Source organism: Pseudoalteromonas piscicida (genome assembly GCF_000238315.3).
GTDB lineage: Bacteria > Pseudomonadota > Gammaproteobacteria > Enterobacterales > Alteromonadaceae > Pseudoalteromonas > Pseudoalteromonas piscicida.
In genome coordinates, this window is sequence record NZ_CP011924.1 from 1064884 (window position 1) to 1088361 (window position 23478).

At 41.9% G+C, this 23478-nt stretch carries 21 protein-coding genes; 20 read left to right on the forward strand and 1 reads right to left on the reverse strand.

All coding sequences use genetic code 11. The features are described from left to right. Positions 1 to 158: 158 nt before the first annotated feature. The 10 genes from serC (at position 159) to PPIS_RS25690 (ending at position 9265) form a co-directional block, all read left to right on the forward strand. Positions 159 to 1241 carry a 3-phosphoserine/phosphohydroxythreonine transaminase gene (gene serC, locus PPIS_RS04945; protein ID WP_010377026.1) on the forward strand — a complete coding sequence of 361 codons (1083 nt, stop codon included), beginning with the start codon at positions 159 to 161 and terminating at the stop codon, positions 1239 to 1241. Beyond that, positions 1241 to 2521, forward strand: a complete 1281-nt coding sequence (gene aroA / locus PPIS_RS04950; RefSeq protein ID WP_010377028.1) for a 3-phosphoshikimate 1-carboxyvinyltransferase — start codon at positions 1241 to 1243, stop codon at positions 2519 to 2521. The genes serC and aroA overlap by 1 nt, the downstream gene beginning before the upstream one ends. Before the next feature lie 253 nt (positions 2522 to 2774). Then, on the forward strand, positions 2775 to 3491 hold the full coding sequence (gene cmk / locus PPIS_RS04955) for a (d)CMP kinase (RefSeq protein WP_010377029.1): 717 nt from the start codon (positions 2775 to 2777) through the stop codon (positions 3489 to 3491). 97 nt (positions 3492 to 3588) lie between these two features. Further along, positions 3589 to 5256 carry a 30S ribosomal protein S1 gene (gene rpsA / locus PPIS_RS04960; protein WP_010377031.1) on the forward strand — a complete coding sequence of 556 codons (1668 nt, stop codon included), beginning with the start codon at positions 3589 to 3591 and terminating at the stop codon, positions 5254 to 5256. 61 nt (positions 5257 to 5317) lie between these two features. Further along, positions 5318 to 5608 (forward strand): integration host factor subunit beta, encoded by a 291-nt coding sequence (gene ihfB, locus PPIS_RS04965; RefSeq protein WP_010377033.1) that lies wholly within the window; start codon positions 5318 to 5320, stop codon positions 5606 to 5608. 17 nt (positions 5609 to 5625) lie between these two features. Continuing rightward, positions 5626 to 5889 (forward strand): lipopolysaccharide assembly protein LapA domain-containing protein, encoded by a 264-nt coding sequence (locus PPIS_RS04970; protein ID WP_010377035.1) that lies wholly within the window; start codon positions 5626 to 5628, stop codon positions 5887 to 5889. 2 nt (positions 5890 to 5891) lie between these two features. After that, complete coding sequence (locus PPIS_RS04975; RefSeq protein ID WP_010377036.1) at positions 5892 to 7028, forward strand: lipopolysaccharide assembly protein LapB; 1137 nt, start codon at positions 5892 to 5894, stop codon at positions 7026 to 7028. A 28-nt stretch (positions 7029 to 7056) separates the two neighbouring features. After that, positions 7057 to 7767, forward strand: coding sequence for an orotidine-5'-phosphate decarboxylase (gene pyrF / locus PPIS_RS04980; RefSeq protein WP_010377038.1), 711 nt, complete (start codon positions 7057 to 7059; stop codon positions 7765 to 7767). A gap of 476 nt (positions 7768 to 8243) precedes the next feature. Continuing rightward, positions 8244 to 8852 carry an ISAs1 family transposase gene (locus PPIS_RS25685; RefSeq protein WP_010377040.1) on the forward strand — a complete coding sequence of 203 codons (609 nt, stop codon included), beginning with the start codon at positions 8244 to 8246 and terminating at the stop codon, positions 8850 to 8852. A 113-nt stretch (positions 8853 to 8965) separates the two neighbouring features. Beyond that, the gene (locus PPIS_RS25690; protein WP_321527296.1) at positions 8966 to 9265 is read left to right on the forward strand and encodes an ISAs1 family transposase; all 300 of its coding nucleotides are present in this window, start codon (positions 8966 to 8968) and stop codon (positions 9263 to 9265) included. A gap of 60 nt (positions 9266 to 9325) precedes the next feature. Here PPIS_RS25690 and PPIS_RS04990 read toward each other — a convergent pair whose 3' ends face one another. Continuing rightward, positions 9326 to 9649, reverse strand: a complete 324-nt coding sequence (locus tag PPIS_RS04990; RefSeq protein WP_010377043.1) for a hypothetical protein — start codon at positions 9647 to 9649, stop codon at positions 9326 to 9328. 1600 nt (positions 9650 to 11249) lie between these two features. Here PPIS_RS04990 and tssJ point away from each other — a divergent pair. The 10 genes from tssJ (at position 11250) to PPIS_RS05050 (ending at position 23390) form a co-directional block, all read left to right on the forward strand. Next, on the forward strand, positions 11250 to 11681 hold the full coding sequence (gene tssJ, locus PPIS_RS05005; RefSeq protein ID WP_010377046.1) for a type VI secretion system lipoprotein TssJ: 432 nt from the start codon (positions 11250 to 11252) through the stop codon (positions 11679 to 11681). Then, positions 11681 to 13021, forward strand: a complete 1341-nt coding sequence (tssK, locus tag PPIS_RS05010) for a type VI secretion system baseplate subunit TssK (protein WP_010377047.1) — start codon at positions 11681 to 11683, stop codon at positions 13019 to 13021. Before tssJ ends, tssK begins: the two co-directional genes overlap by 1 nt. A gap of 16 nt (positions 13022 to 13037) precedes the next feature. After that, positions 13038 to 13760, forward strand: a complete 723-nt coding sequence (icmH, locus tag PPIS_RS05015) for a type IVB secretion system protein IcmH/DotU (protein WP_010377048.1) — start codon at positions 13038 to 13040, stop codon at positions 13758 to 13760. A 4-nt stretch (positions 13761 to 13764) separates the two neighbouring features. Further along, positions 13765 to 17475 carry a type VI secretion system membrane subunit TssM gene (gene tssM, locus PPIS_RS05020; RefSeq protein ID WP_010377049.1) on the forward strand — a complete coding sequence of 1237 codons (3711 nt, stop codon included), beginning with the start codon at positions 13765 to 13767 and terminating at the stop codon, positions 17473 to 17475. A gap of 7 nt (positions 17476 to 17482) precedes the next feature. Further along, on the forward strand, positions 17483 to 18475 hold the full coding sequence (gene tagF, locus PPIS_RS05025; RefSeq protein ID WP_010377050.1) for a type VI secretion system-associated protein TagF: 993 nt from the start codon (positions 17483 to 17485) through the stop codon (positions 18473 to 18475). Next, a complete protein-coding gene (locus PPIS_RS05030; protein ID WP_010377052.1) occupies positions 18472 to 20055 on the forward strand; it encodes a TssA family type VI secretion system protein in 1584 nt (527 codons plus the stop codon). Before tagF ends, PPIS_RS05030 begins: the two co-directional genes overlap by 4 nt. 58 nt (positions 20056 to 20113) lie before the next feature. Next, positions 20114 to 20632: a type VI secretion system contractile sheath small subunit gene (gene tssB / locus PPIS_RS05035; protein WP_010377053.1), complete on the forward strand. Its 519-nt coding sequence runs from the start codon at positions 20114 to 20116 to the stop codon at positions 20630 to 20632. A gap of 12 nt (positions 20633 to 20644) precedes the next feature. Further along, the gene (gene tssC, locus PPIS_RS05040) at positions 20645 to 22171 is read left to right on the forward strand and encodes a type VI secretion system contractile sheath large subunit (RefSeq protein WP_010377056.1); all 1527 of its coding nucleotides are present in this window, start codon (positions 20645 to 20647) and stop codon (positions 22169 to 22171) included. Between the two features lie 252 nt (positions 22172 to 22423). Further along, positions 22424 to 22816 carry a hypothetical protein gene (locus tag PPIS_RS05045; RefSeq protein ID WP_010377059.1) on the forward strand — a complete coding sequence of 131 codons (393 nt, stop codon included), beginning with the start codon at positions 22424 to 22426 and terminating at the stop codon, positions 22814 to 22816. A gap of 106 nt (positions 22817 to 22922) precedes the next feature. Continuing rightward, the gene (locus PPIS_RS05050) at positions 22923 to 23390 is read left to right on the forward strand and encodes a hypothetical protein (protein ID WP_010377061.1); all 468 of its coding nucleotides are present in this window, start codon (positions 22923 to 22925) and stop codon (positions 23388 to 23390) included. Positions 23391 to 23478 lie beyond the last annotated feature (88 nt).

A 23478-nucleotide genomic window follows, 5' to 3' on the forward strand; every position in this document is an offset into this window, starting at 1 on the left:
TTTTTCAATCTGTTCCTCTATGACAACAGCCTGAAGCCTGATAAATTAAGGCTACCAACAATCCGACATTTTAGTCGGGCAGCCTATTGTTCATCCAAAAAGTCATGAGAATAACGCTATTCTTTGGATGATCTAGATTATTTGGAATGAGGAAAAATATGACGGTTTATAATTTTTGCGCGGGTCCTGCGATGTTACCTGTTGAAGTTATGAAAAAAGCGCAAAAAGAATTTCTAGATTGGCAAAATCTAGGTGTTTCAGTGATGGAAGTGAGCCATCGTTCGGCACCGTATCTCGAAATGGCAAAGCAATGTGAAGCAAGCTTACGTCGTTTGATGAACATCTCTGATGAATTTGAAGTCCTGTTTATGCATGGTGGTGGTCGAGGTCACTTTGCTGCTGTACCGCTAAACCTACATGTAGATGGTGTACCTGGCGTATATATCGAGAACGGGATCTGGTCTACCGGTGCGACGAAAGAAGGTGAAAAATTCACGCAAACGCATGCGGTTAATATTCGTACTGACGAAAATGGTCAATTCGACATTTTACCGGTCTCCGAGTGGAAGTTACCAGAAAACGCTTCATTTATTCACTATTGTCCAAACGAAACCATCGACGGTATCGAAATATTTGACGTTCCAAAGCATGCAACCGCACCAATTGTAGCGGACATGTCTTCCAATATTTTATCTCGTGAAATTAACGTCGATGACTTTGATTTGATCTATGCTGGCGCACAAAAAAATATCGGTCCTTCAGGGCTCAGTATCGCCATTGTACGTAAGACGTTATTGAAGCGTGAAGGGCTGCCAAGACCTGCTATCCTTGATTACGCCATTGAGGCTGATCAGCAAAGCATGTACAACACACCACCGACATTTGCATGGTATCTTGCGTTTGAGGTATTCAAGTATCTTGAAAGCATTGGTGGTGTTAAAGCCATGGAAGCGCACAATCAAGAAAAAGCAGCCATTTTATACGATTATATTGACGACTCTGACTTCTATTCAAACAAAGTTGCAAAACATTGTCGCTCATTGATGAACGTACCATTTTGGTTAAATGATGATAGCCTAAATGCTAAATTCTTGGCAGAGGCAGAACAAAACGGTTTAATTGCACTTGAAGGCCACCGTTTTGTTGGCGGCATGCGAGCTAGTATATACAACGCCATGCCAATTGAAGGGATCAAAGCGTTAGTTGCATTTATGGATAAATTCGCACGGGAGAACAGTTGATGGAACAATTGACCCTCAAGCCTATTACTAAAGTCAGTGGCAGTGTGACGCTACCTGGCTCTAAAAGCTTATCAAATCGTATTTTGTTGCTTGCAGCGTTGTGCGAAGGCACGACAAAAGTGACGAACTTATTGGATAGCGATGACATCCGCCATATGTTAGGCGCATTGTCTCAGTTAGGCGTTGAAGTAACGTTAGAAGATGATAATACAGTGGCACTGGTCAAAGGAAATGGTGGTAACTTTAACACCCCTGTTGAGCCGCTATTTTTAGGCAATGCCGGTACAGCATATCGCCCATTAACTGCAGTGCTTGCAGCTATACCCGGTGATTATGAACTGATTGGTGAACCACGAATGGAAGAGCGTCCAATTGGCCATCTTGTTGATGCCATGCAAACGCTTGGTGCAGATATTCAATATCTCAAAAACAAAGACTACCCGCCGTTAAAAATTACAGGTAAGCAACTTGCTGGTGGTGAAGTTGAGATTGACGGTAGTATCTCAAGCCAATTCCTAACTGCATTATTGATGGCAGCACCGCTTTTTAGTGGCGATACGAATATTGCGATTAAAGGTGAACTGGTTTCAAAGCCTTATATTGATATTACCATTGGCGTGATGGCGCACTTTGGGGTTCATGTCGAAAACCACGATTATCAACATTTCGTGGTAAAAGCAGGCCAGCAGTATCAATCTCCTGGAACACTTATGGTTGAAGGGGACGCCTCGTCAGCCTCTTATTTCATCGCAGCGGCTGCAATTGCAGGTGGTGAAATTGAGATAAAGGGAGTGGGTAAACAAAGTGTGCAAGGTGATATCGGCTTTGCCAAAGTGATGGAACAAGTCGGTGCAAACATTGATTGGCACGATGAGCGTATCGTTGTCCGAAAAGGTGAGCTAAATGGTGTGGACATTGACGCCAACGCTATCCCCGATGCGGCGATGACGCTTGCAACCGTAGCACTATTCGCAAAAGGTAAAACGGCAATTCGTAATATCTACAATTGGCGCGTGAAAGAAACCGATAGGCTAGCTGCCATGGCGACTGAACTTAAAAAAGTAGGCGCAGAAGTAGTAGAAGGGCACGACTTTATCGAAGTTACACCACCAGCTAATTTTAATTTTACGGATGTAGACACATACAATGACCATCGCATTGCGATGTGTTTTTCGATGGTGGCAGTGGGTGGTCAAGCTATCACGATTAACGACCCTAAATGTACGGCAAAAACTTTCCCAACCTATTTTTCAGTGTTAGAAAGTATTAGTCAGTATTAATTTCATCCAAGGTGCTGAAGATGTTCAGCACCTTAAAATCTTCTCTAAAATAGTCATCATTACAAAGTCAAATACGCGTATATTTGACTGAATTTCATTCAGTCAAAGCCAGTCAGCACCTGGCATTTAGCACCGTTCGCTGCACTAATAATTTGAGATATAACAAAAAATGACAGGTAAATAAGGATATATTCAGCAAATTGACGTATACTATGCGCCGTCAAATTCAGGTGAGCATTTTTAGGAGGTCTAAATGCAGGCAGCTATGCCAGTTATCACCGTAGACGGCCCAAGTGGTTCAGGCAAAGGAACTGTTTGTCGCTTGTTAGCTGAAACATTAAATTGGGAAGTGTTGGATAGCGGTGCGATTTATCGCGTGCTTTCGTTAGCAGCATTACACCACCAAATTGCAACTGATAACGAAGAGGGGTTGGTCCCACTCGCTGCCAATTTGGATGTACAATTTTCTATCGATAAAGAAACTAAAAAAAGCAAAATTGTACTTGAAGGTGAAGATGTTACTAACACCATTCGCAATGAAGAAGTCGGCGCAGCTGCGTCAAAAATTGCGGCGCTACCTCGTGTGAGAGAAGCATTATTACGACGTCAGCGCGCTTTTAGAACTGAAGTTGGCTTAATTGCAGATGGACGTGACATGGGAACGGTGGTGTTCCCTGATGCTGAACTTAAAATTTATTTGACTGCAAGTGCAGAAGAACGTGCTCGCAGGCGATTTGTTGAGTTGAATGAGAAAGGCCATGATGTTACACTAAGTGGTCTGTTAGAAGACATTAAAGCTCGCGATGATCGCGATATGAATCGCAAGGTTGCCCCATTAGTTCCTGCTAGCGATGCGATAGTTGTTGATACAACTGAGAATAATGCTGAGCAAGTGTTCGAACAGGTTATGTCTTTTATTCAAGACGCCATTGTGGCAGGTAAACTTCCAAAAAGTTGTTTACCTAAGTAATTTTTTAATGACACAGGCAGGAAGCTAGTGTTTATTTAACAACCCCATGCAGCATGGTTGCTAATTGGTAATTTAACTTTATAGAGACGTATTTAGTATGTCAGAAAATTTTGCGCAGTTATTTGAAGAAAGCCTACAGGGTTTTGAAGTTGAGCAAGGCTCAATCGTTAAAGGTACAGTAATCGCTATCGAGAACAACGTTGTTCTTGTTGACGCTGGCCTTAAATCTGAAAGTGCAATCCCTGCAGAGCAATTCAAAAATGCTGCTGGTGAACTAGAAGTTGCTGTTGGCGACGAAGTAGATGTAGCACTTGACGCTATCGAAGACGGTTTCGGTGAGACTATCCTTTCTCGTGAGAAAGTGAAGCGTCACGAAGCTTGGATCCGTCTAGAGAAAGCATGTGAAGAGCACGAAACTGTTGTTGGTATGATCAACGGTAAAGTTAAAGGCGGTTTCACAGTTGAAGTTGATTCAATCCGTGCATTCCTACCTGGTTCACTTGTTGATGTACGTCCAGTTCGCGACACAGCTCACCTTGAAGGTAAAGAGCTAGAGTTCAAAGTTATCAAGCTAGACCAGAAGCGCAACAACGTTGTTGTTTCACGTCGTGCTGTTATCGAATCTGAGAACTCACAAGAGCGTGAAGAGCTTCTTCAAAACCTTGTTGAAGGTCAAGAAGTTAAGGGTATCGTTAAGAATCTTACAGACTACGGTGCATTCGTAGACTTAGGTGGTGTTGACGGTCTTCTACACATCACTGACATGGCTTGGAAGCGTGTTAAGCACCCTTCAGAGATCGTGAACGTAGGTGACGAAATCAACGTTAAAGTACTTAAGTTCGACAAAGAGAAGACTCGTGTTTCTCTAGGTCTTAAGCAACTTGGCGAAGATCCATGGGCTGCTATCGCTGGTCGTTACCCAGAAGGTGCTAAGCTTACTGGTCGTGTAACTAACCTAACTGACTACGGCTGTTTCGTTGAAATCGAAGAAGGCGTTGAAGGTCTAGTACACGTTTCAGAAATGGATTGGACTAACAAGAACATTCACCCTTCAAAAGTAGTTTCACTAGGTGATACTGTTGAAGTTATGGTTCTTGAAATCGACGAAGAGCGTCGTCGTATTTCTCTAGGTCTTAAGCAGTGTAAAGCTAACCCTTGGCAAGAATTTGCTCGTCTTAACAACAAAGGCGACCAAGTTTCTGGTAAGATCAAGTCTATCACTGACTTTGGTATCTTCATCGGTCTTGACGGCGGTATCGACGGTCTTGTACACCTATCTGACATCTCTTGGAACACTCCAGGCGAAGAAGCTGTACGTGAGTACAAGAAAGGTGACGAAATCACAGCTATCGTTCTACAAGTTGACCCAGAGCGTGAGCGTATCTCTCTAGGCGTTAAGCAAATCGACGCTGATCCATTCACTAACTACCTAGACGCCAACAAAAAAGGTGCTATTGTTAAAGGTAAAGTGACTGAAGTTGATGCTAAAGGCGCAACTGTTGAGCTAATCGAAGGCGTTGAAGGTTACATCCGTGTAGCTGACATCGCGCAAGAGCGTGTTGAAGACGCGACTGCTGCTGTTTCTGAAGGCGACGAAATCGAAGCTAAATTTGTAGGTGTTGATCGTAAGAACCGTACTATCAGCCTATCGGTTAAAGCTATCTACGAAGCTGAAGAAAAAGAAGTACTAGAGAAGCTTAAGAAAGATGAGCCAGCGTTCGAAAACGCAATGGCTGCAGCTTTCAAAAATGCTCAAAAAGACTAATTAATCAGTCTTTAAACTAGGAAGGGCGCTTAGCCCTTCCTTTTACACTAAAGGAAACATTATGACAAAGTCTGAATTGATAGAACAACTTGCACTGCAGCACGCTCACGTTCCTGTTAAAGATGTAGAGAATGCGGTAAAAGAAATCCTTGAACAAATGGCTGGCTCATTATCAGACTCGGAACGTATCGAAATCCGTGGTTTTGGTAGTTTCTCGCTTCACTTCCGTTCACCTCGCACTGGTCGTAATCCTAAGACGGGCGAAACTGTAGAATTGGATGGTAAATACGTACCACACTTTAAGCCAGGCAAAGAGCTGCGCGATAGAGTAAACGAAAGCTTAAATAATTAAGTCTAACGGAGCTAAACTTGGTTGCAGTATTGAAAAAGGGATTAGCTGTTGTTGCCATACTGATTGCATTTTTAGTTGGAACACAAAATCCACAAGTTGTTAATGTCAATTTTGTAATTGCAAGTGCAGAGTTACCACTCGCAACCTTAATGAGTATTTGCTTAGCTCTTGGGATAATTATCGGTTTACTTGTAACTGCGTCGGTTTTATCTAAGCTTAAATGGCAAAATCATCGCCTAAAAAAAAGTAATAGTAAGCTTAGTCAAGCAGCCGAACGCTAGTTATGATCGAGCTGCTGTTTTTATTACTACCTGTAGCCGCCGCTTACGGTTATGTTATGGGTAAAAATAGTGCAAAGAATCAAGCCCTAGAGCAAAGTAGACAAATTACTTCTGAATACAGTAAAGGCCTAAAATTCCTACTAGATAGGGAAGAAGATCAGGGTCTTGAACACCTCACCAAATTACTTGAAGTCTCAGCAGACTCCGTTGATCATTATTTAACACTCGCATCGCTTTTTAGAAAGCGGGGAGAGTTAGATAGAGCGATAAAAATTCATGAGCTATTACTTAAACAACCTAATCTAGATGAAGAAGTGGTGAAGTCCTGTCGTCTAGAGCTAGCTCAAGATTACATCTTAGCTGGTCTGTTGGATAGTGCTGAAGAACACTTAGTCATTCTTGTAAAGCTTGGGTTTAAGGATGCACTCGATCCAATTTTAAACCTATACTCTCAAACTAGAGATTGGCGAAAAGGCGTTCATATGTATGAAGCGCATCCTGAGCTTTTCAAAAAGTCGTCCCATTGCGCCACTATTGCAAACTTCTATTGTGAAGCTGCAAATCAAGAAAAGAATCCAAGCCTATTCGAAAAAGCGACAGCGCTCGCGCATGAAACAGTAAGACCCTTGTACGAAATGGGCAAAGATGCATACAAACATGATGATTACGTGAAGTGTATATATTATTGGCGAAAGCTCGTGAGCCAATTTGTATTTATGGCACCACTAGTAATTGAAGAGCTCGAATCCTGTTATGTTAAATTAAATATTCACGATCAATTCTTTGAGCTAGTCTCAGAGTTATTAGAAAAAGGAGGCGTGCTGATCAGAATTAAGTTTTGCCAAGGGTTGGTCCAAAAAGGTCATATTTCTGAGGCAATAGAGTTTCTAACTGATAGTTTAAAGCGTGAACCATCAATTAGGGGCTTTAGTTATTTGCTGCAACTCATTAGCGGCAAAGATGCTAAAATAGATCACGTACTACAAGAAATAGATAAATTGGTGAAGTCTTATATTGCAACTAAGCCAAACTATCAATGTGGTCATTGTGGGTTTACAAGTCATACGATGTATTGGTTATGTCCCTCCTGCAAACATTGGGAGTCACTTGCTCCAAGCCGTGGGTTAGACGGTTTTTAAGTTTTTAATTTGGCCAAATAGGGTAACTATGTCGACACAAGATTTAAAAAAGGTTTTGATTGCGCTTGATTATGATAATGAAGAAGCTGCATTATCATTTGTTTCTCAGCTTTCACCTGACGAATGCCGATTGAAAGTAGGTAAAGAGATGTTTACCTATTTTGGCCCTCAGTTTGTAAAAAAACTGGTAGATATGAATTTTGATGTATTCTTAGACCTGAAATTTCATGATATTCCAAACACAGTCGCAAAAGCAGTAACTGCTGCAGCTGAGCTTGGTGTGTGGATGGTAAATGTTCATGCCAGTGGCGGTCACGAAATGATGTCAAAAGCAAAAGAAGCGTTGGTAGCTTATGGGGATAAAGCGCCGTTACTTATTGCTGTGACCGTGCTAACGAGTATGGATCAAGGACAGTTATTAAAGCTTGGAATTGAAAAGACACCTCAAGAGCAAGTGCTATATCTAGCAAAATTAGCAAAAGAATCAGGCCTAGATGGTGTGGTTTGTTCTGCACAAGAAGCCGAACTTTTAAAAGCTCAACTCGGTGAAGAGTTTAAGCTTGTGACACCAGGTATTCGACCAGCAGGTGCTGATGCTGGCGATCAAAAACGTATTATGACACCTGAAAAAGCAGTGAAAGCGGGTAGTGATTATCTAGTGATAGGGCGTCCGATCACTAAAGCTGAAAACCCAGCGGCAGCTCTAGAAGCAATTAACCAAAGTATAGCTTCACTTTAAACGTATAAATTTACATTTTTTAATGACCAACGCATAAGATGCGTTGGTCATGTCTGCTATTGACTGAGCCTTAAGTCACAACTAAACGCATAGTAATAATCTTTACCATAGTATTGGGCATATACTTTGGTTTTGTTATTTATATACCACTCTCCCATAAACGTATAGTTAGGATCGTCACTAGCAACAAAGCTAAACTTTTCTAACTTTGCATTGTCGGTTGCACCAACCTTAAGCGTAAGCGTACTCTCTCTAAGCTTATAATTTCCACTGGCAATAAAATCAACCCCCCGACTGATCTCAGTTTGCTCATCACGGTGGGATCGTACTTTGTAAAAAGGCTTTAACCCCCGCCTCTTTCTGATCTAATAACGCCTACATTGTCACTATCTACTTGTTAATTATGTCGTTATTTAGCCACCTTGAACTTGTTGAAGATAAGCGTTCTTCTATCAATCAACATCATGATCTTACGAATGTTTTTTCTTATCATCTCGGCTTTTCTATCCGGTTGTGAGGGCTGGAAAGATATTGAAGTGTTCGGGCACAGTAAACTCCCTTGGCTCAGACAGTTCAGAGCCTTTAAACACGGTATCCCAACGCGACATAGCATTGCACGAATTCTTAAAACAGTGGAGACTGATTCATTGGTTTTGGCCTTGTTCAGCTGGGTCAACGAGCAGCGCTCTCAATCTGGTAAGCCAATTATTACGTTTGATGGCAAAACCCTACGCGGTGCAAGTAAAAAGTATGAACACAACTTACACCTGGTATCAGCTTTTGATTGCGAGTCTGGTTTAACTTCATATCAGCGTACAGTCGACAATAAATCCAATGAGATACCGGCAGTCAGAGCCTTGTTAGATGTGCTTGATGTTTCAGATGCAATCGTCACACTAGATGCGCTACATTGTCAGAAAGCGACACTATCAACACTTATTTCAAGAGGGGCTGACTATCTGGTTCAGATTAAAGCAAATCAGAGAACACTTTATAAAGCAGTCACTTCATGTTTTGAAACAGCCTTTGCAGAAGAGAGTAGTTTGCTTGAAGATGTACAAGTCAGCGGTGGTCATGGACATTAGTAAACACGCATCACTTATGTTCTGAAGGCCAACAACCTGCCTGATGAGATAAAAGAAAAATGGCCTGGGATCACTTCGCTGGTCGCGGTTGAAAGACAAAAAAATCCGAGTCGATAACAAAAATAGACACGCACTTTTATGTTACTTCTGTTGAGCCAGATGCACAGATGTTACAAAAGGCCATCCGCCACCATTGGCACATCGAGAACCAGCAGCATTGGGTGTTGGACGTGGTGTTTAAAGAAGATGCCTATCAGATAAGTGAGCCTATTTCCGCGGAAAACATGGCGCTGTTCAGACGGGTTGTTCGCAATCTGGTAAAACAGCACACAGGCCGTAAAGATTCTATACGTGGCAAGTGTGTTCGGGCCAGCTTTGACGATGAATTCAGGGCAGAGCTTATCTTCGGTTGATGGTCGTTAACGAAGTATGCTTTCATCTTGGGATAAGGGGGAACTCCCCCCTTTTGGTGATTATGGCTCTTCATTATCCGCAGTTTCAAAGTTCAAACTAAACTGACCACTGCGCTGTACTGAGAAAATGGCCTTTTGCCAGTTCTCTTCTTGATTTGACGTTGCATTTTCGAACAAGCTTAAAAACAGAACGGAAATTTCATCACTTACTGGTATAACGTGTGCTTGTTTTGGTGTGCTGGTGTCATAGTAAAAGCCGGAACACCTAGGCATATTGTCTTCATGGTAGTCCAATACGAGCCGTGCTTCACTCCACGGCTCTTTAATTTGCTGGTATAGATACTGGCCCAATTGTTGTGGGACTTGTCGGTTTTCTTCTCGCATTCCAACTCCTTGTTATGTTCAGCGATAAATGTTGCTCTGATTTTACTGGCGACTTTTAACTTTAGTATGTGCTATAAACTTGTAGATCCCAAAACCGACCAGTATAAATATGAGCGACTGACCCGCGGCTTTACTTATGATAACTGCATTGGAAAATAGCCCTGAAAGTATAGACATACAGATAAAAAACGAAAGCACAGATGTTAGGGCCTGTTGATCTTTCAAGTAGCAAAGGTCAACAGGCCCTAGTAACACAATGGCTTTTATCCAAGGTGAACTAACTTATGTCTCTTTTTGCTAATCAATACAGCAACGACGAAACTGGTAAAAGACACCAAAAAACCAATAAAATACTGTTCCATTGTGATCATGGTATTTCCTTATTAATAGATGAGTAAATTATTTTATTCATTTTCTGTCGCTTTAAAGAAACGTTTCATAAAGTGTTCGGTTCAATTACTCTCCGGAATCACTCTCGATCCAATAAAATCATGGCATTCAAGCCAATAAATTAAGCTGTACTTTGCCAAGAGTCCGCTGAAAAAAGGGTCGTCGTTTTTTAGCGCTTTACGCACCGCGGTAGCGTGCGCAAATCTTCAGTAACTCGCCATTTTATATACTCTTGTGAATAGTTGGCTTTTAAAATAAGGGAGTTGATCAAAGGTTGTACATTGGTTTTTACAAAAACTTGGTTTTTCTCTGTTTGTTTACGTAGTTCAGTCCTTGGCTTTGAGGTGAATTGATAAGAATAAGTGTGCTCAGAAGCCATCCTCGTGAAAATTTTAAAAAGGGTACCCATGAAAAAAGTGCTTGTTTGATCTGAGTTGATTGTTTCAAAAGTTACATCATTCCCAGTAAAAAGTTCGTAAGAAAGATAGGGACATGGCCCTAAAGTGCTATGGTAAACAAAAGCTTCCTTTATACAAGTACTTAGTTCAAAACTAACGATCTTAGTACTTTGGCTTATGTCGTAAATGGTCATCCTTGTGTGCATGATATTTAACCTTAGTTGATTTAAAAACTCCCACAACAATCCACAAAGCTTGGTTAATGTAGTGTAAACATGATTTTTTTATGTAATTATCTGTTATTAAATAAATTCATATAATAATAGAGGTTATTACATAGATTTAGTCGAATGCAAGTGTGTTTTTTATAGCTTGATAATATTAATTTGATATTAAGGTTGATCTAGAAAATTCGTTTGTGTATCGTATGCGCCGTTCGAGAATGTACATCAAAAGTCCAGATGTTTAGTGTGGTTTTTGTTTTCAGGGAAGTGTCTATCTCAACAAGTTGTAAGAAAGCTTAATGCAAACTGAATTGCTCACTAAGCTTCATGACTTCCTCTCTGAATGCCCAATAAAAAGTAAAACCTACAAAAAAACAATGGCTTAAATATTTTTTAAGAAGATTTCCGAATGTTAACTTAGTATTCAGTTACAAACTGCATACTTGTGTTCTGTAATTTCTTGTTAAATAGTTAAATCAAATGTATTTTTACTATTGTACTGGAAATTAAAAAGATTAATTGTTTCCAATAATCTAATTTGGATGTCTTATAATTGAGGCGGATATGGCTAGGAATGCTTTATTTATAATGGTTTTGTTTTTGACTGGTTGTATGTCTACTTACGTTAAGTTAGACGTAACTGCTACTGATAACATAAATTTAAACCAGTTTAACGAGCCACTACCTGTGGTATTAAAAGTATATCAACTTACTGATATTCAAGCGTTTAAAAATTCTACATTTGAACAGCTTTGGAAGTCAGATAAATCAATTCTGGCTAACACCTTAGTTACGGTGGAAGAACGCACCGTAAACCCCTCAGATCGTATAAAAATCGAGTTTGAACAAGCTGAATCTGCAAAGTACGTGGCTTTTGTTGCGCTATTTAGAGATAGAACGGGTGGTAACTGGCGCGCATTTTATGACTTAAATGATTGGCCTGTGCCTTTATCTACTTCTCTAGATATTGAAATTACAAGTAACTCGCTTCGCTTACCTGAAGTAGAGGAGGACAAGTAATGCAGCACAACAACGTATACAAACCTGTTTGGGCTGAAGGTTTAATGCTCAGTCAGCAGCACTTACAACTGTTCGATCAATACCAGCAATCTCAACTAACTGGTGTACAGCAAAGTCTTAGAGATAATGCATATGGTTTAGACCGCATTGTATTTGACGAATCGGCATTGGCCAAAGGTGTAGTCAAATTGCAAAGTATTGCGGCAATCTTCAAAAGTGGTCGTCATATACATCATGTTTTTGCTGACAACGAAGCACCTATGTTTGAGCTTGAAGATAACAAAAGCGAATACATCATTAGTGTGGCGCTTGCAAACAATCATTCAGTAAGTAATATCCAAGGTTACCCGCAAACCGGGCAACTTAGTGCTTATGACTGTGATTTTGTTGAGCTTCAAGATGCACATGATCCAAACCGAAAAGCAGAAGTGATGGTTGCTAAACCTAAACTTATGCTGGTTGAGTTCAGCGCAAGTAATAGTTTTATAGAGCAATTGCCTTGTATAAGAGTTATACGTGGTGAGCATGGGCAGTTCGAAATTGACTCAAGTTATATTCCTCCACTGCTAAACATCAAAGCCCATGGCTATTTGGCCGAGCGTGTAAATAAACTCGTCAATATGGTTGAAGCTAAGTACACCGCGATGTTTACAAACCGCGCAAGTATGGGGATCGTGGAAGATTTTGGTCCAACAGAACTCAAACACTTTTTGTTATTACAAACATTTAGCTCTGTTTTTCCTGAAATTAAGCAGTTAAATACCACAGCCAAAACTAGTCCAGATGCATTGTTTATGGCGCTAAATAAACTGGTTTGCCAACTGATAAATTTCGAACCAGAAGCGAGTAAATTTGAGTTACCAGTTTATGACCATCAAGACTTAACGCGCAGCTTTGGTTTAATCGAATCTCATATTCAAACCCTTATTGGTTCGATAAGCGCAGCGCGCTCGTCTGATCTGGTACTCAGTGCAATCTCTCAGTCTATCTTTGAGGTTAAAGACATAGAAAGCAGTACTTTGACTCGCGGTGAATTGTATATCGCAGCTTTCTATGAAAACGAATCTACGCAATGGATCGAGTTGTTTGCAGAGCAAGTTAAGCTGGCAGCGCCAAGTCAGTTAGAAATATTAATCGCTTCAGCGCTTGGTGGTGTGAAGTTAACACATTGCCAGCGTCCACCGAATAGAGTGTCTGTTAAAGGTGGATATGAGTATTTTAAAGTTGAACCACATGGTGCCGCTTGGGAACAAGTTGTACAGGAATTAGCGTTAAGAATCTTTGTGCCATTTAGCCTTCAAGGCGTGAAACTTGAAGTGGTTTCAGTGGCGAGTAAATAGTTAGTAGGTAAAGGTCATGGAAGCGTCGAAAAATAAATCTGAACTAGTCGCCTGCATTTCTCCGGTACTTGAAGTGCTTACTTCAATTCGCCAAGGCGGGGCAGATCATCAAGGAGTTGATGGTCTACGCAGTAAAGTCATGGATGCTTTTGATGAATATGAAAAGAGCTGTTATGACGCACGGATCAGTGCGTCGGAAATGCAGGAAGCCAAATTTGCATTAACCGCTTTGGTCGACGAGCAAATCATGACGGCACAGAAGCCGTACAGTATGGAGTGGATGGCGCGACCTTTACAATTAGAATTATTTGGCAACATGCGTGCGGGAGAAGCTTTTTTTGAAAAGCTTGAAAATATCCGACGCGCAGCAGCGCAGCAACGCACGGTATTAGAAGTCTATTTTGTTTGTTTACAACTGGGTTTCGAAGGGATCTATAAGATCAAAGGGGTAGAGCAACTCAAAGCGTTGATGTTGGATGTTAGAGCGCAATTAGAAGAGCTTGCTGGACCTGCAAAATTACAGCTTTCTGATAATGCAAAACCGCAAGAAAGTATGGTCACTAAAGTAGGAAGAAACCTACCTTATTGGGTTATTTTATCGGTAACGCTTGCTTTACTCGCCAGTATGTATGTTGGTTCAACGTATTTCATTGAGAATCGTGCTAACCAGCAAGTCGTGCAAATTGATAAGCATATTGAAGTACTAACGCAGTTAGAGAAAACAGGGAAAGCGAGGTAACATCATGTCAGGAGTGAATCGTAGTGGACTAGTGCACCTAGTCTTAGGATTTTTGTCATCTCGTGCGACGGCTCATTGGGTCGGCATATTCGCAATTTTGACGCTAATTTGGTTCGCTGGTCGGTTTATTGGCCTTGAAGATCAAAATCATCGTTTAATGGTGATGGGTGCGGTATTTGGTCTGTTTTGTCTTACTTTATTAGCTCGATGGTTGTGGGTGAAGCGCTCTGGTGACAAGTTAGCGAAAGAAATTGCCAATAATCATGCGGGGACAGAAGCCGAAGTCGAAGAAATTAAAGCCAAAATGGAAGAAGCGCTGTCTGCATTAAAAGCTTCTCATTTAGGTGCTGGCTATCGTGGTAATGCTGCGTTGTATGCATTGCCTTGGTATATGATCATTGGTCCGTCGGCAGCGGGTAAAAGTACGTTATTTGCAAACTCTGGGCTGCATTTCCCTTATTCAAAATCTAATCAACTGCATATCCAAGGTTTTGGTGGCACGCGTAATTGTGACTGGTGGTTTTCAGATCAAGCCGTTTTGATCGATACCGCAGGTCGTTACACCACAGAAGAGTCAGATAATGATCAATGGTTGTCATTCTTAAAGCTGTTACGTAAATACCGCTCTAAGCAGCCAATCAATGGCGTGATGGTTGCGATTAGTGTTGCCGACATCTTGACTTCAGACAGCGAACAGATCCGCGACCATGTTAAACAGATCCGCGCTCGTATTGATGAGTTAATTAACCAACTTGGACTCATCTTTCCAGTATACGTGGTGTTTACCAAATGTGATTTGATCAGCGGCTTCGAGCCTTTCTTTAATGAATTAAGTGAAGATGAGCGTAAGCAACCCTGGGGTGCGTATTTACTTGAGGAAGATGGCACCAATACCGGTGAGGTGGCGAGCGAGAACTTTTCAAAACATCTAACTGGTCTATATGAGCGACTGTGTGATCAGCGCCTAGTTAAAATGACGCGTGAGCGTAACGCCCAACGTAAACAACTGATTTACGATTTTCCCAATCAGTTCAAAGCGGCGTCTGCCAAAGTTGAAGAGTTTATTGACACATTATTTAAAGAAAACCCGTACCAGGAAGTACCGTGGTTTGCTGGTGTGTATTTTACCTCTGGTACGCAAGAGGGTACACCTATTGAGCGCAGCGCAACGAGCAAACTGTCTACATTTAGATCAGTATTGTTTGAGTATCGCCAAGAAAGCATAACTTCTGCGTTCTTTATCAACCAAGTATTCAAAGATATGTTGTTTAAATTGCAAGACCTCACTCGGGGTAACCGGAAAAAGCGCCGCGTACAAAAATGGCTCAAAGGCTTTGCAGTATGCTTGTGTGTGACGTCGGTATTTGCTCTTGCGGGCTTGTTGGTTAACTCTTATACCCACAATCAACAGCTTTTAACAACCAGTGATAAGTTAACGACTGCTGTGGTTAATACACGAGTTGAAAACCAGCCGTTGGCCGAGCAATTTAACTCAACTTTGTCTCTTTTTGCACACTATCAAGAGCTAATCGGTTATGAGAAAAAGCTGCCTTGGTATTTCTTACTCGGGGTTTACAGTGCTGACAACACCATAAAACCAATAGAGCAGGTATTACGTCAACGTGTACAAGCGCTCATTGGTGAACCAAGTTCGGAGCTTGTGCAACAAGCGCTTTTTGAAAGCCACCAAAACTGGATTGCACTACTAAGTACAGAAGAGCAGGTTGCTAAACGTATCGAACCAAAACTACGTGATAAGTATTATCAAGCACTTAAGCTGCAACTCATGATGAGTAACGAGTTTGAACGTTTAAACAAAGACTATGCGAAGTCTGAGCTATTAGACTACACGGCGGACCGCTTAGAGCTAACACTAAACGAAGACACACAAGCATTAACAGAGCAACTGTCAGGACTGATTGATTTTTACTTAGCCCAATTAGCGGTTGAACCTACACCGCAGCAGCTTGCGATTTGGCAGAATAATGATTTCTTGGTGAGTCAGGCTCGTTCAGACTTAATGAGCGCGCCAGAGCCAACCGCATTATATGAGCAGATCAAAGCAAAAGTAACGGTATCAAAAGCCGCACTAACGCTTGATCAAATGATGCAGCAAAACAACAAAACCTTTTTGCAGTCCAAGATCAGCATTCCATACGTTTACACCAAAGAAGCATGGGAAAACGAGGTGTACGATGCCATCAAGGTCATTGCGAGCAAAGCATTCTCTGGCGATTGGGTGATGGGCACAGACAATGCAGAAAGCCAAGGTTCTGTTGATGAAGCAAAAGCAAGCGCTTTGGTCAAATCTATCCGTGCGCTGTATTTCAGAGACTATGCCAATGTGTGGTTTGAGTTCTTAAATTCGGTAGAAATAAGTCCATTTAATACGAGCAATGCGGCAAGTTTAACGCTGGCTCAGCTGTCGTCACCAGAAGGTCCATTGGTCGATTTAATGGCGTCAATCGATGACAACGTGAATCTAATTGATTCGCCCAACAAAACGGTGGAGACAGAAAAGTTAACCGAGCAGGCAAATGCATTACTTGCAAAGTCTAAAAACAACAAGGTTAAAGGTGCAAAAATAGAAGCCGCTGCGAGAAAGCGTGTACCTGAACTGTCGAGCCGCTTTGCAGATCTTCGTCGCTATACGGCAAAAGGAGAAGAGAACGCTCGCTCTGATTACCTAGAGCAATATCTCGGTGCTTTGAGTGCATTTCATTCAGACATCAAAACGATCGCGGCGAGTAACAATGATGACTATATGGCGATGTCATTTACTCAAACGTTGTTAAACGGTGATAGCAAAAACCATGCGCTGCAAAGTGCATGGGTGGTGGTAGAAAGCCAAGTAAGAGCGCTTGACCCAGATACTAAGCAAGCACTTGAAAAACTACTAAAAGCACCACTTTTAGCGAGTGTACAAACGGTAATGAACGAAGCGAAAGTACAGCTTAATGAGCGTTGGTCTAATCAAGTATTCTTAACATACAAAGAAAATATCCGTGGTAAATATCCGTTTAATATCGACGGGCCAGATGCTGCAGTTGAAGATATTAGCGAACTACTGAACCAAGAGTCAGGTGTGTTCTGGCAATTTATGGCTGAGAATCTATCTCCCTACCTTCGTTTAAAACGTGGTGAGTGGGTAGAGAAAACGTGGAATGGTATTGGCATCGGCTTTAAGCCTGGGGTACTAGACAAGCTAACTAAGGCGAGAAAGGTTACGCGTTCTCTATTTCCTCGAGACGGTTCTGAGGTAGGGATTAGCTTCCAAATGATGCCTGTGGCACAAAAGGGATTAAAAGAAACTTATATCGGCTTTAGTGACCAAAATTACCGTTATAGAAACGAACCTGAAGAGTGGCGTCGTTTTAACTGGCCTGCACGTGCGGGTACTGAAAAAGCAGTGGTATATGGTTTAGACAGTGAAGGCCGCAGAATCGAAATCGAAAAGTCAGGGCCTTGGGCATTCCTAAAAGTATTGAATGAAGCGAATGTACAGTGGGTTCGTGGTACTGAATTTATGGCAACATGGCAATTACAAAGAGAAGCAGAGGCTAGTGTTGAACCAATCCAAGTTCAAGTTGCACTTAAGTCGAGCAGAAACAGTGGCATATTCAGCAAATATTTTATGACGTCATTTGCGCTGCCTGAGTCTTTGTTTGATACCAAAGTAAGTGTAGCTTCCAATGAAAACTTGGCGTTGAGGTAGCACAAGCATGTTCGGTTTTTTTAATAATAAGAAAGTCGCCAAGGTGCCAACGACTCAACCATTTGGATTTATGGGTAAAAACCCAATTCAAGCGGACTTCATTAAGTTTAACGTTGACTCAAGAGAAGCGATAGCGCTTGAACGCTGGCTTCAAGAAGGTTACGCAGACATGAGCCGACAGGCGTTGATAAAAGATGCAGCTTCTCAAAAAGAGCAGTCAACGCTATTTTTTATAGCCTCAGGTCAAGACGAAAACTGTTTATTAGGCACATTACAGCCAAGCGAAGATAAAAGTGGAAGACAATACCCATTTTGCTCGTTTGTATTATCGAGTAATGCGGACTACAAACAAAACCCTGCATTTTTATTTAGCGAATGTGGTAGTGCGTTTAAATCATTAGGTCTAAACCATGAGCTGATCAGAAACTGCAGTAGTGTTGAGCAAATGCGCCATAGCGCACAGGAGCTTAAGCAGGTAAGTGAGCTGGTTTCGCAACCGATTGATTTTGATAAGGCAATGTCTTCACTACGAGCTTCACCGATACAGCGTATATGGGATGCGCTTGAACTAGAAGATCTTGACCAGCGAGCACAATTAATCAGCCAAGTGATGTCGGCGCTCAAAATGATCAAAACCCAAGGCTGTTTGCGTTGTCAGTTCGGGTTGAAGTTACCGATGCCACAAGTGGGTGAAGATACCCAGTTGTTAGGTGCATTTTGGCTGCATCTAATCACCAATATGGTGGCCGATCATCACTGGCAGCCTTGGTGTTTTTATAACTATGGTCAATTGAGCCAGAAAGCCTCGCTGGTGGTGTATTGCAGACCTATGCCGGCCTCGTATTTTGCGTCAGTTTGGCTTGAGCATAATAGCTTGTCGACGACCATTAATCTAACAGGGACTTTGCCACAACATCCGGTGACACCGCATATGTATGAATTGGCAAAAGCATCAAATATGAGTGTTTTCGATGCGCTAAGAAGTTGGAGTAAGTTATGAGTCAACCACATAAGTATCAGAGCTGGCAGCAGTGGCGTGAAAATTTATTAGCGCCTCTAGGCGGCATGCCATGCGGTGACGATTTAAAATACGAAGAGTCATTTAAATTACTAAAAGCCTCTTCGTCAGGTGTTGCTGAGCCAGACTTCAAAGCTAACTTTATTTTGGCATCAGAGCTATTAGAAAAGCAGACCAAAGATATTCGCATTGCGTCGTATCTAGCGTTGGCCGCTACCAATGAGTTTGGGCTCGAAGGTTTGACCCACTCGTTAGATTTGTTTAATCAGCTTTTGCAACAGTATCAGGCGCAGATCCACCCAGTGAAAGAACGTGCGAGAGCATCGGTTCATACTTGGTTCTTACAACAACAACAGCGTTTACTTGGTGTTGCCACAGCGCACAGTGCGACAATGCCGGAGCAGTGGCCAGAGTTAAAGCGCGTACTTGAACAGTATGCAACAGAATCCGTGGCAATACTTGATGCAGATTCAGGTCCGCTTGCTGATTTAAAACACTGGTGTGAGCAAGGTTTGATTTCGCAACCAGTTCCTGTACAAGCTGTTGCGACGGTACAAGAGGCTGTCGAGAAGCATGAGGTGGTCACAGCTGAGCAGCCTCAAGTACAGCAAGCTGTAGCGGCGACTTCACAGCCTACGGCTGTTGCTTCAAAGCCAGTTTCTACACTCGCTATTGCCGTGGAAGCACCGCAGTCAGACTCGGCTTATACAGAGCAAGTTCGCAAACTATTGGCGTATGACAAAGAAAGCCAAAATTGGATGCGAGCGATTCGCTTGGCACGTGCAGTGAGGTGGGGGGCGCTTGCATTACCACCGCACGATAATGAGTTGAAAACGCGCTTACCAGCCCCAAGGCAAGCGGCATTTGTGCCTATTGAAAACGCATTAGCCGCACAAAATTTTGCTCAGGCGTTAGAAAAGGCAGAAGCCTTATTCATGGAAGGGGCGATGCATTTTAACCTTAATTTACAAAGGCTAGCCATCGCTGCACTTAAAGGGCTCAAGTTATTTAAAGAAGCACAGTGGATAGATTTAGAACTTGCCGCAATCGCTGATCAATACCCAACACTGCTCAGCCTTAAATATGAAGACGGAAGTGAGTTTTGCTCAGCAGCAAATCGCGAGCGAATTGGCGAACATAAATTACTAAACCAAGGTGAAGGTGTAAGCACTGATGGCAATCAGAAGATTTGGTTAGATAAATTTAAAGAAGCGCAGGCGCTTGTTGATCAAAATAAGCTTTCGCAAGCACTGCTGCTAATGGAAGGGTTTGCGCAAGACAAGTTCGATTTTGCGAAGCAAAAATTATATCAAGCGCGTTTATTGATGCGCAGTGAACGCGCTGATCTTGCCTATCCAATGTTTGAGCAGCTGTTAAAAGACATTGAACAGTACCGGCTGGATTTATGGCACGAGTCGTTTGCTCTAGAGGTTTGGCGTTATGCTAAGCAATGCAATGAAGCAGTATCCTTGGAGCAAGGGGATGAATTTGACCTACGAGCAACCGCGATAAAGCAGCAGATGCTCGTAACCAAAGTAAGCTCAGCGATTGACTGGGTTTGATTGTTAACCGCTGGGCTTGTAACGGCAGGCGCAACGACTGATTAAATAAGGAAAGACTATGTCTGATACGTTTCAAAAAGAGATCCCAAGAGCGCGGATTAATATAGCGCTTGAGCTGGAAACCGATGGTGCAACGCAAAAGAGCGAACTACCGATGAAAGTTTTGGTGGTTGGTGATTATTCCAACGGCCAAAACGATAGTGACCTCGCTGAGCGTGAGCGCATTGCTATTAATAAAAATAATTTAGAGCAAGTGCTTAAAGACATGTCACCAAAGGCAAAGTTTCAAGTATCGAACAAAATCGCAGGTGATGGTGAAATCGGTATTAACCTAACGTTTGATGATTTTAAGTCATTCGATCCAGAGCAAGTTGCAGCGCAAGTACCAGAGCTTAACAAGATGATGTCAATGCGTAACTTATTACGTGATCTGAAATCTAACTTGCTTGATAACTCAACGCTGAGAAAAGAGCTTGAGCGCATTTTGCAGAACAAACCAGAACTTGATGAGTTAAAAGCACGCTTAAACGAGTTAGCGCCGCTTTTGTCTGAGCAAGAAAAACAACCGCAAGAGTAAGGACACAAACCGATGAATATGCAAGAAACGTTAAACGTTGAAGCGCGCAAAGAAGAGACTTTGACAGCTTCAGCTTATGAAACAATCTGTAATCTTGTGTCTATTGAGCCGGTTTCAAGTGAAATCAGCATAGATAACTTTCGTGATGCTAATAACCTTGCGGAGACCGACACCAATGAACGCCTAACTGCTGCTATCAATGTCTTTTTAGACATGGCCACTAATGACAGCAAAGAAGTGTCACGTATCGACAAGTTATTACTTGATGACTACATCGCTAAAGTCGACAAAATTATCTCTGAACAGCTGGACGAAATTTTACATCATCCGCAGTTTCAAAAAGTAGAGTCAGCGTGGCGTTCACTGCGTTATTTGGTGAATCGTTGTCCAAATAACTCAAACGTAAAGCTTGAACTACTTGATGTTGATAAAGAAACACTACGTGACGACTTCGAAGAAGCACCAGATACCACGCAATCTGCGCTCTATAAGCAAGTGTATACAGCTGAGTATGACACACCTGGGGGCGAGCCAATTTCGACTATGGTGTCAAACTTTGAATTTGATTGTTCAGCGCCGGATGTGTCGTTATTGCAAGAAATTTCAAGGGTTTCTGCAGCAGCACATTGTCCTTTCTTAGGCAGTGTCGGTGCCAAGTTCTTCCTAAAAGATTCGCTTGAAGAAGTATCAAAAATTCAGGATTTGGGCTCTTACATGGAGCGTGCGGAATTTTTACGTTGGAAGAACTTCCGTGAATCAGAAGATGCACGTTACATTGGATTAGCGTTCCCACGCTTCTTACTGCGTTTACCATACGGTGACTTAAATCCAATTCGTCACTTTAACTATCAAGAAGACGTTAGCAGTGAGCATCATGAACGTTATCTATGGGGTAACGCGACATTTGCATTCGCGGCAAATATCGTCCGTAGCTTCCACCAAAATGGTTGGGCGGTAAATATTCGTGGTCCACAATCTGGTGGTCGCGTTGAAAATCTACCTCTGCATTCTTTTGAAGCAGGTCGTGGTCAAGAAACTAAGATCCCAACGGAAGTACTTATTTCTGAAACCAAAGAGCTTGAGTTTGCAAACCAAGGGTTTATCCCACTGAGCTACTACAAAAACAGTGACTTTGCGTGTTTCTTCTCTGCAAATAGTGCGCAAAAGCCACAAATTTTTGAGACGCCGGAAGCCACCTCTAACTCGCGGATCAATGCAAGATTACCATACATCTACTTGGTATCGCGTATTGCGCACTATATGAAGGTGATCCAACGTGAAAATATCGGTTCAAGCAAACCTCGTCACGAACTTGAGCAGCAACTTAATGATTGGTTAGGTGCATTAGTTACTAAGATGAATAATCCAGACGAGTCTCTAATTGCGACGCACCCGTTAAAAGATGCCAACGTGACTGTGTCGGAGATCCCGGGTAATCCTGGTTATTACCGTGTGAATACGTATGTGGTTCCACATTTCCAAGTGGAAGGTATCGACGTACGCCTCGCACTCGTTGGTCAAATGCCTGGCGAAAAGTGAAGGCCAGCTGAAGAACCAATGAAGCGTATTTAGGGCAGTGAATGCTGCCCATTATTAAGCATGACATTGAACCTTAATTGTAGAGGCTCAGAAGTATCGGCAAGCGCTTTTGAGATGTTAATTGAGTTTGCATCTAAAAGTGAAAAAGGAAGAAGTTTCAAACCGGGTTAGGTTGATAGGCGCAATTATGGAAAACGGTTACTAATAAAAAGACCAAATTTAATATGGTTGCTGGTATTAAATGGTATATTTATGAATGTAGAAGCAGACCATATTATTTGGAAAGTTATATTTTTAGTGCAGTGTTCTTTAACTGTATTTTTAATATACGATAATCAGCTTTTCACCTCGTCTGAGATCAGCGTTGCGTTTGTAGACATTGTTGTTTTTGTCTTAGATAGCTTGGTTTTGGCAGCAAACTTATTGCTCATATTACAAGTTCGTGTGTTAAGTCGAAGAACATGGGGTTTGGTAGTTTGGGTGTGGTGGTTTGTAAATATATACTCGTTGTTAAACGAATTTTATTTGGGCGGTTATACCTCGTCTGAAATGTTGTTTTTTGGGAATATAATCTGGATTTTAATTTTATTTTCCTTGCCTGTAGTTAAGTACAGAAGCTTTATAGGAGAACCAATTAAGTCATGAATAAACTTAAAATAATAAATGCTTACTCGTTGTACTCCAAAACAAGTGTTGTGCGATAGAAGACTGAAATATTTGAGAGAAATAAATGATGAGGCAAAGGATTGTCATGTTGAAGCGAAAAATATGTAACTGGTTGATGATACTAAGTACAGTCTTGGTGACTAACTTGTCATATAGCCAAGAGATGACACCAGAGCTCTTTTTTGCAAAAAAGAAATTGCAAAAAGCAGCTATAGCTTACACCGCGGCGATGGAAACGTGTTTTGAGCATACTCCACGCGTTCGCCCAAGCGAGTTAGAGACAGACAAGCTCGAGACAGAATTAGTCGTAGAGGCAGTAAATTACCTGCATTACGTGGCGCTTAACCATTGTATGAAAGACGAATATATTCGTTTCTTAAGTGCAGTTAACTACTACAACTCTTTGGTTAATCGTGATGAATGGTTAGAGGTTGATAGCTTTGTTATTTCCGCTTTGGAGGAAGAAGTACGTGGAGAATTCGAATTTAAACAGTTACCCGAAGCGGTTCAGCAGCACTTTTTTGCAGCTGGATATACTAAAAACGCCATTTGATGCGGCGACGTTAGTGATGGAATTACGTGGTGACTTATAACATGTAGTGAAAGATTGCCCCAAGTTGGCTGCCACCAACTTGGGACAT

Excerpts from the sequence above, each read along its gene's own strand:
- tssK (WP_010377047.1), top strand. The coding sequence starts at position 11,681 with ATGCAGCACAACAACGTATACAAACCTGTTTGGGCTGAAGGTTTAATG.
- PPIS_RS05050 (WP_010377061.1), top strand. The coding sequence starts at position 22,923 with ATGTTGAAGCGAAAAATATGTAACTGGTTGATGATACTAAGTACAGTC.
- tssC (WP_010377056.1), top strand. The coding sequence starts at position 20,645 with ATGAATATGCAAGAAACGTTAAACGTTGAAGCGCGCAAAGAAGAGACT.
- rpsA (WP_010377031.1), top strand. The coding sequence starts at position 3,589 with ATGTCAGAAAATTTTGCGCAGTTATTTGAAGAAAGCCTACAGGGTTTT.
- serC (WP_010377026.1), top strand. The coding sequence starts at position 159 with ATGACGGTTTATAATTTTTGCGCGGGTCCTGCGATGTTACCTGTTGAA.
- tagF (WP_010377050.1), top strand. The coding sequence starts at position 17,483 with ATGTTCGGTTTTTTTAATAATAAGAAAGTCGCCAAGGTGCCAACGACT.
- tssM (WP_010377049.1), top strand. The coding sequence starts at position 13,765 with ATGTCAGGAGTGAATCGTAGTGGACTAGTGCACCTAGTCTTAGGATTT.
- tssB (WP_010377053.1), top strand. The coding sequence starts at position 20,114 with ATGTCTGATACGTTTCAAAAAGAGATCCCAAGAGCGCGGATTAATATA.
- PPIS_RS05045 (WP_010377059.1), top strand. The coding sequence starts at position 22,424 with ATGAATGTAGAAGCAGACCATATTATTTGGAAAGTTATATTTTTAGTG.
- tssJ (WP_010377046.1), top strand. The coding sequence starts at position 11,250 with ATGGTTTTGTTTTTGACTGGTTGTATGTCTACTTACGTTAAGTTAGAC.
- PPIS_RS05030 (WP_010377052.1), top strand. The coding sequence starts at position 18,472 with ATGAGTCAACCACATAAGTATCAGAGCTGGCAGCAGTGGCGTGAAAAT.
- PPIS_RS04990 (WP_010377043.1), bottom strand. The coding sequence starts at position 9,649 with ATGCGAGAAGAAAACCGACAAGTCCCACAACAATTGGGCCAGTATCTA.
- PPIS_RS04975 (WP_010377036.1), top strand. The coding sequence starts at position 5,892 with ATGATCGAGCTGCTGTTTTTATTACTACCTGTAGCCGCCGCTTACGGT.
- icmH (WP_010377048.1), top strand. The coding sequence starts at position 13,038 with ATGGAAGCGTCGAAAAATAAATCTGAACTAGTCGCCTGCATTTCTCCG.
- aroA (WP_010377028.1), top strand. The coding sequence starts at position 1,241 with ATGGAACAATTGACCCTCAAGCCTATTACTAAAGTCAGTGGCAGTGTG.
- PPIS_RS25685 (WP_010377040.1), top strand. The coding sequence starts at position 8,244 with ATGTTTTTTCTTATCATCTCGGCTTTTCTATCCGGTTGTGAGGGCTGG.
- ihfB (WP_010377033.1), top strand. The coding sequence starts at position 5,318 with ATGACAAAGTCTGAATTGATAGAACAACTTGCACTGCAGCACGCTCAC.
- pyrF (WP_010377038.1), top strand. The coding sequence starts at position 7,057 with ATGTCGACACAAGATTTAAAAAAGGTTTTGATTGCGCTTGATTATGAT.
- cmk (WP_010377029.1), top strand. The coding sequence starts at position 2,775 with ATGCAGGCAGCTATGCCAGTTATCACCGTAGACGGCCCAAGTGGTTCA.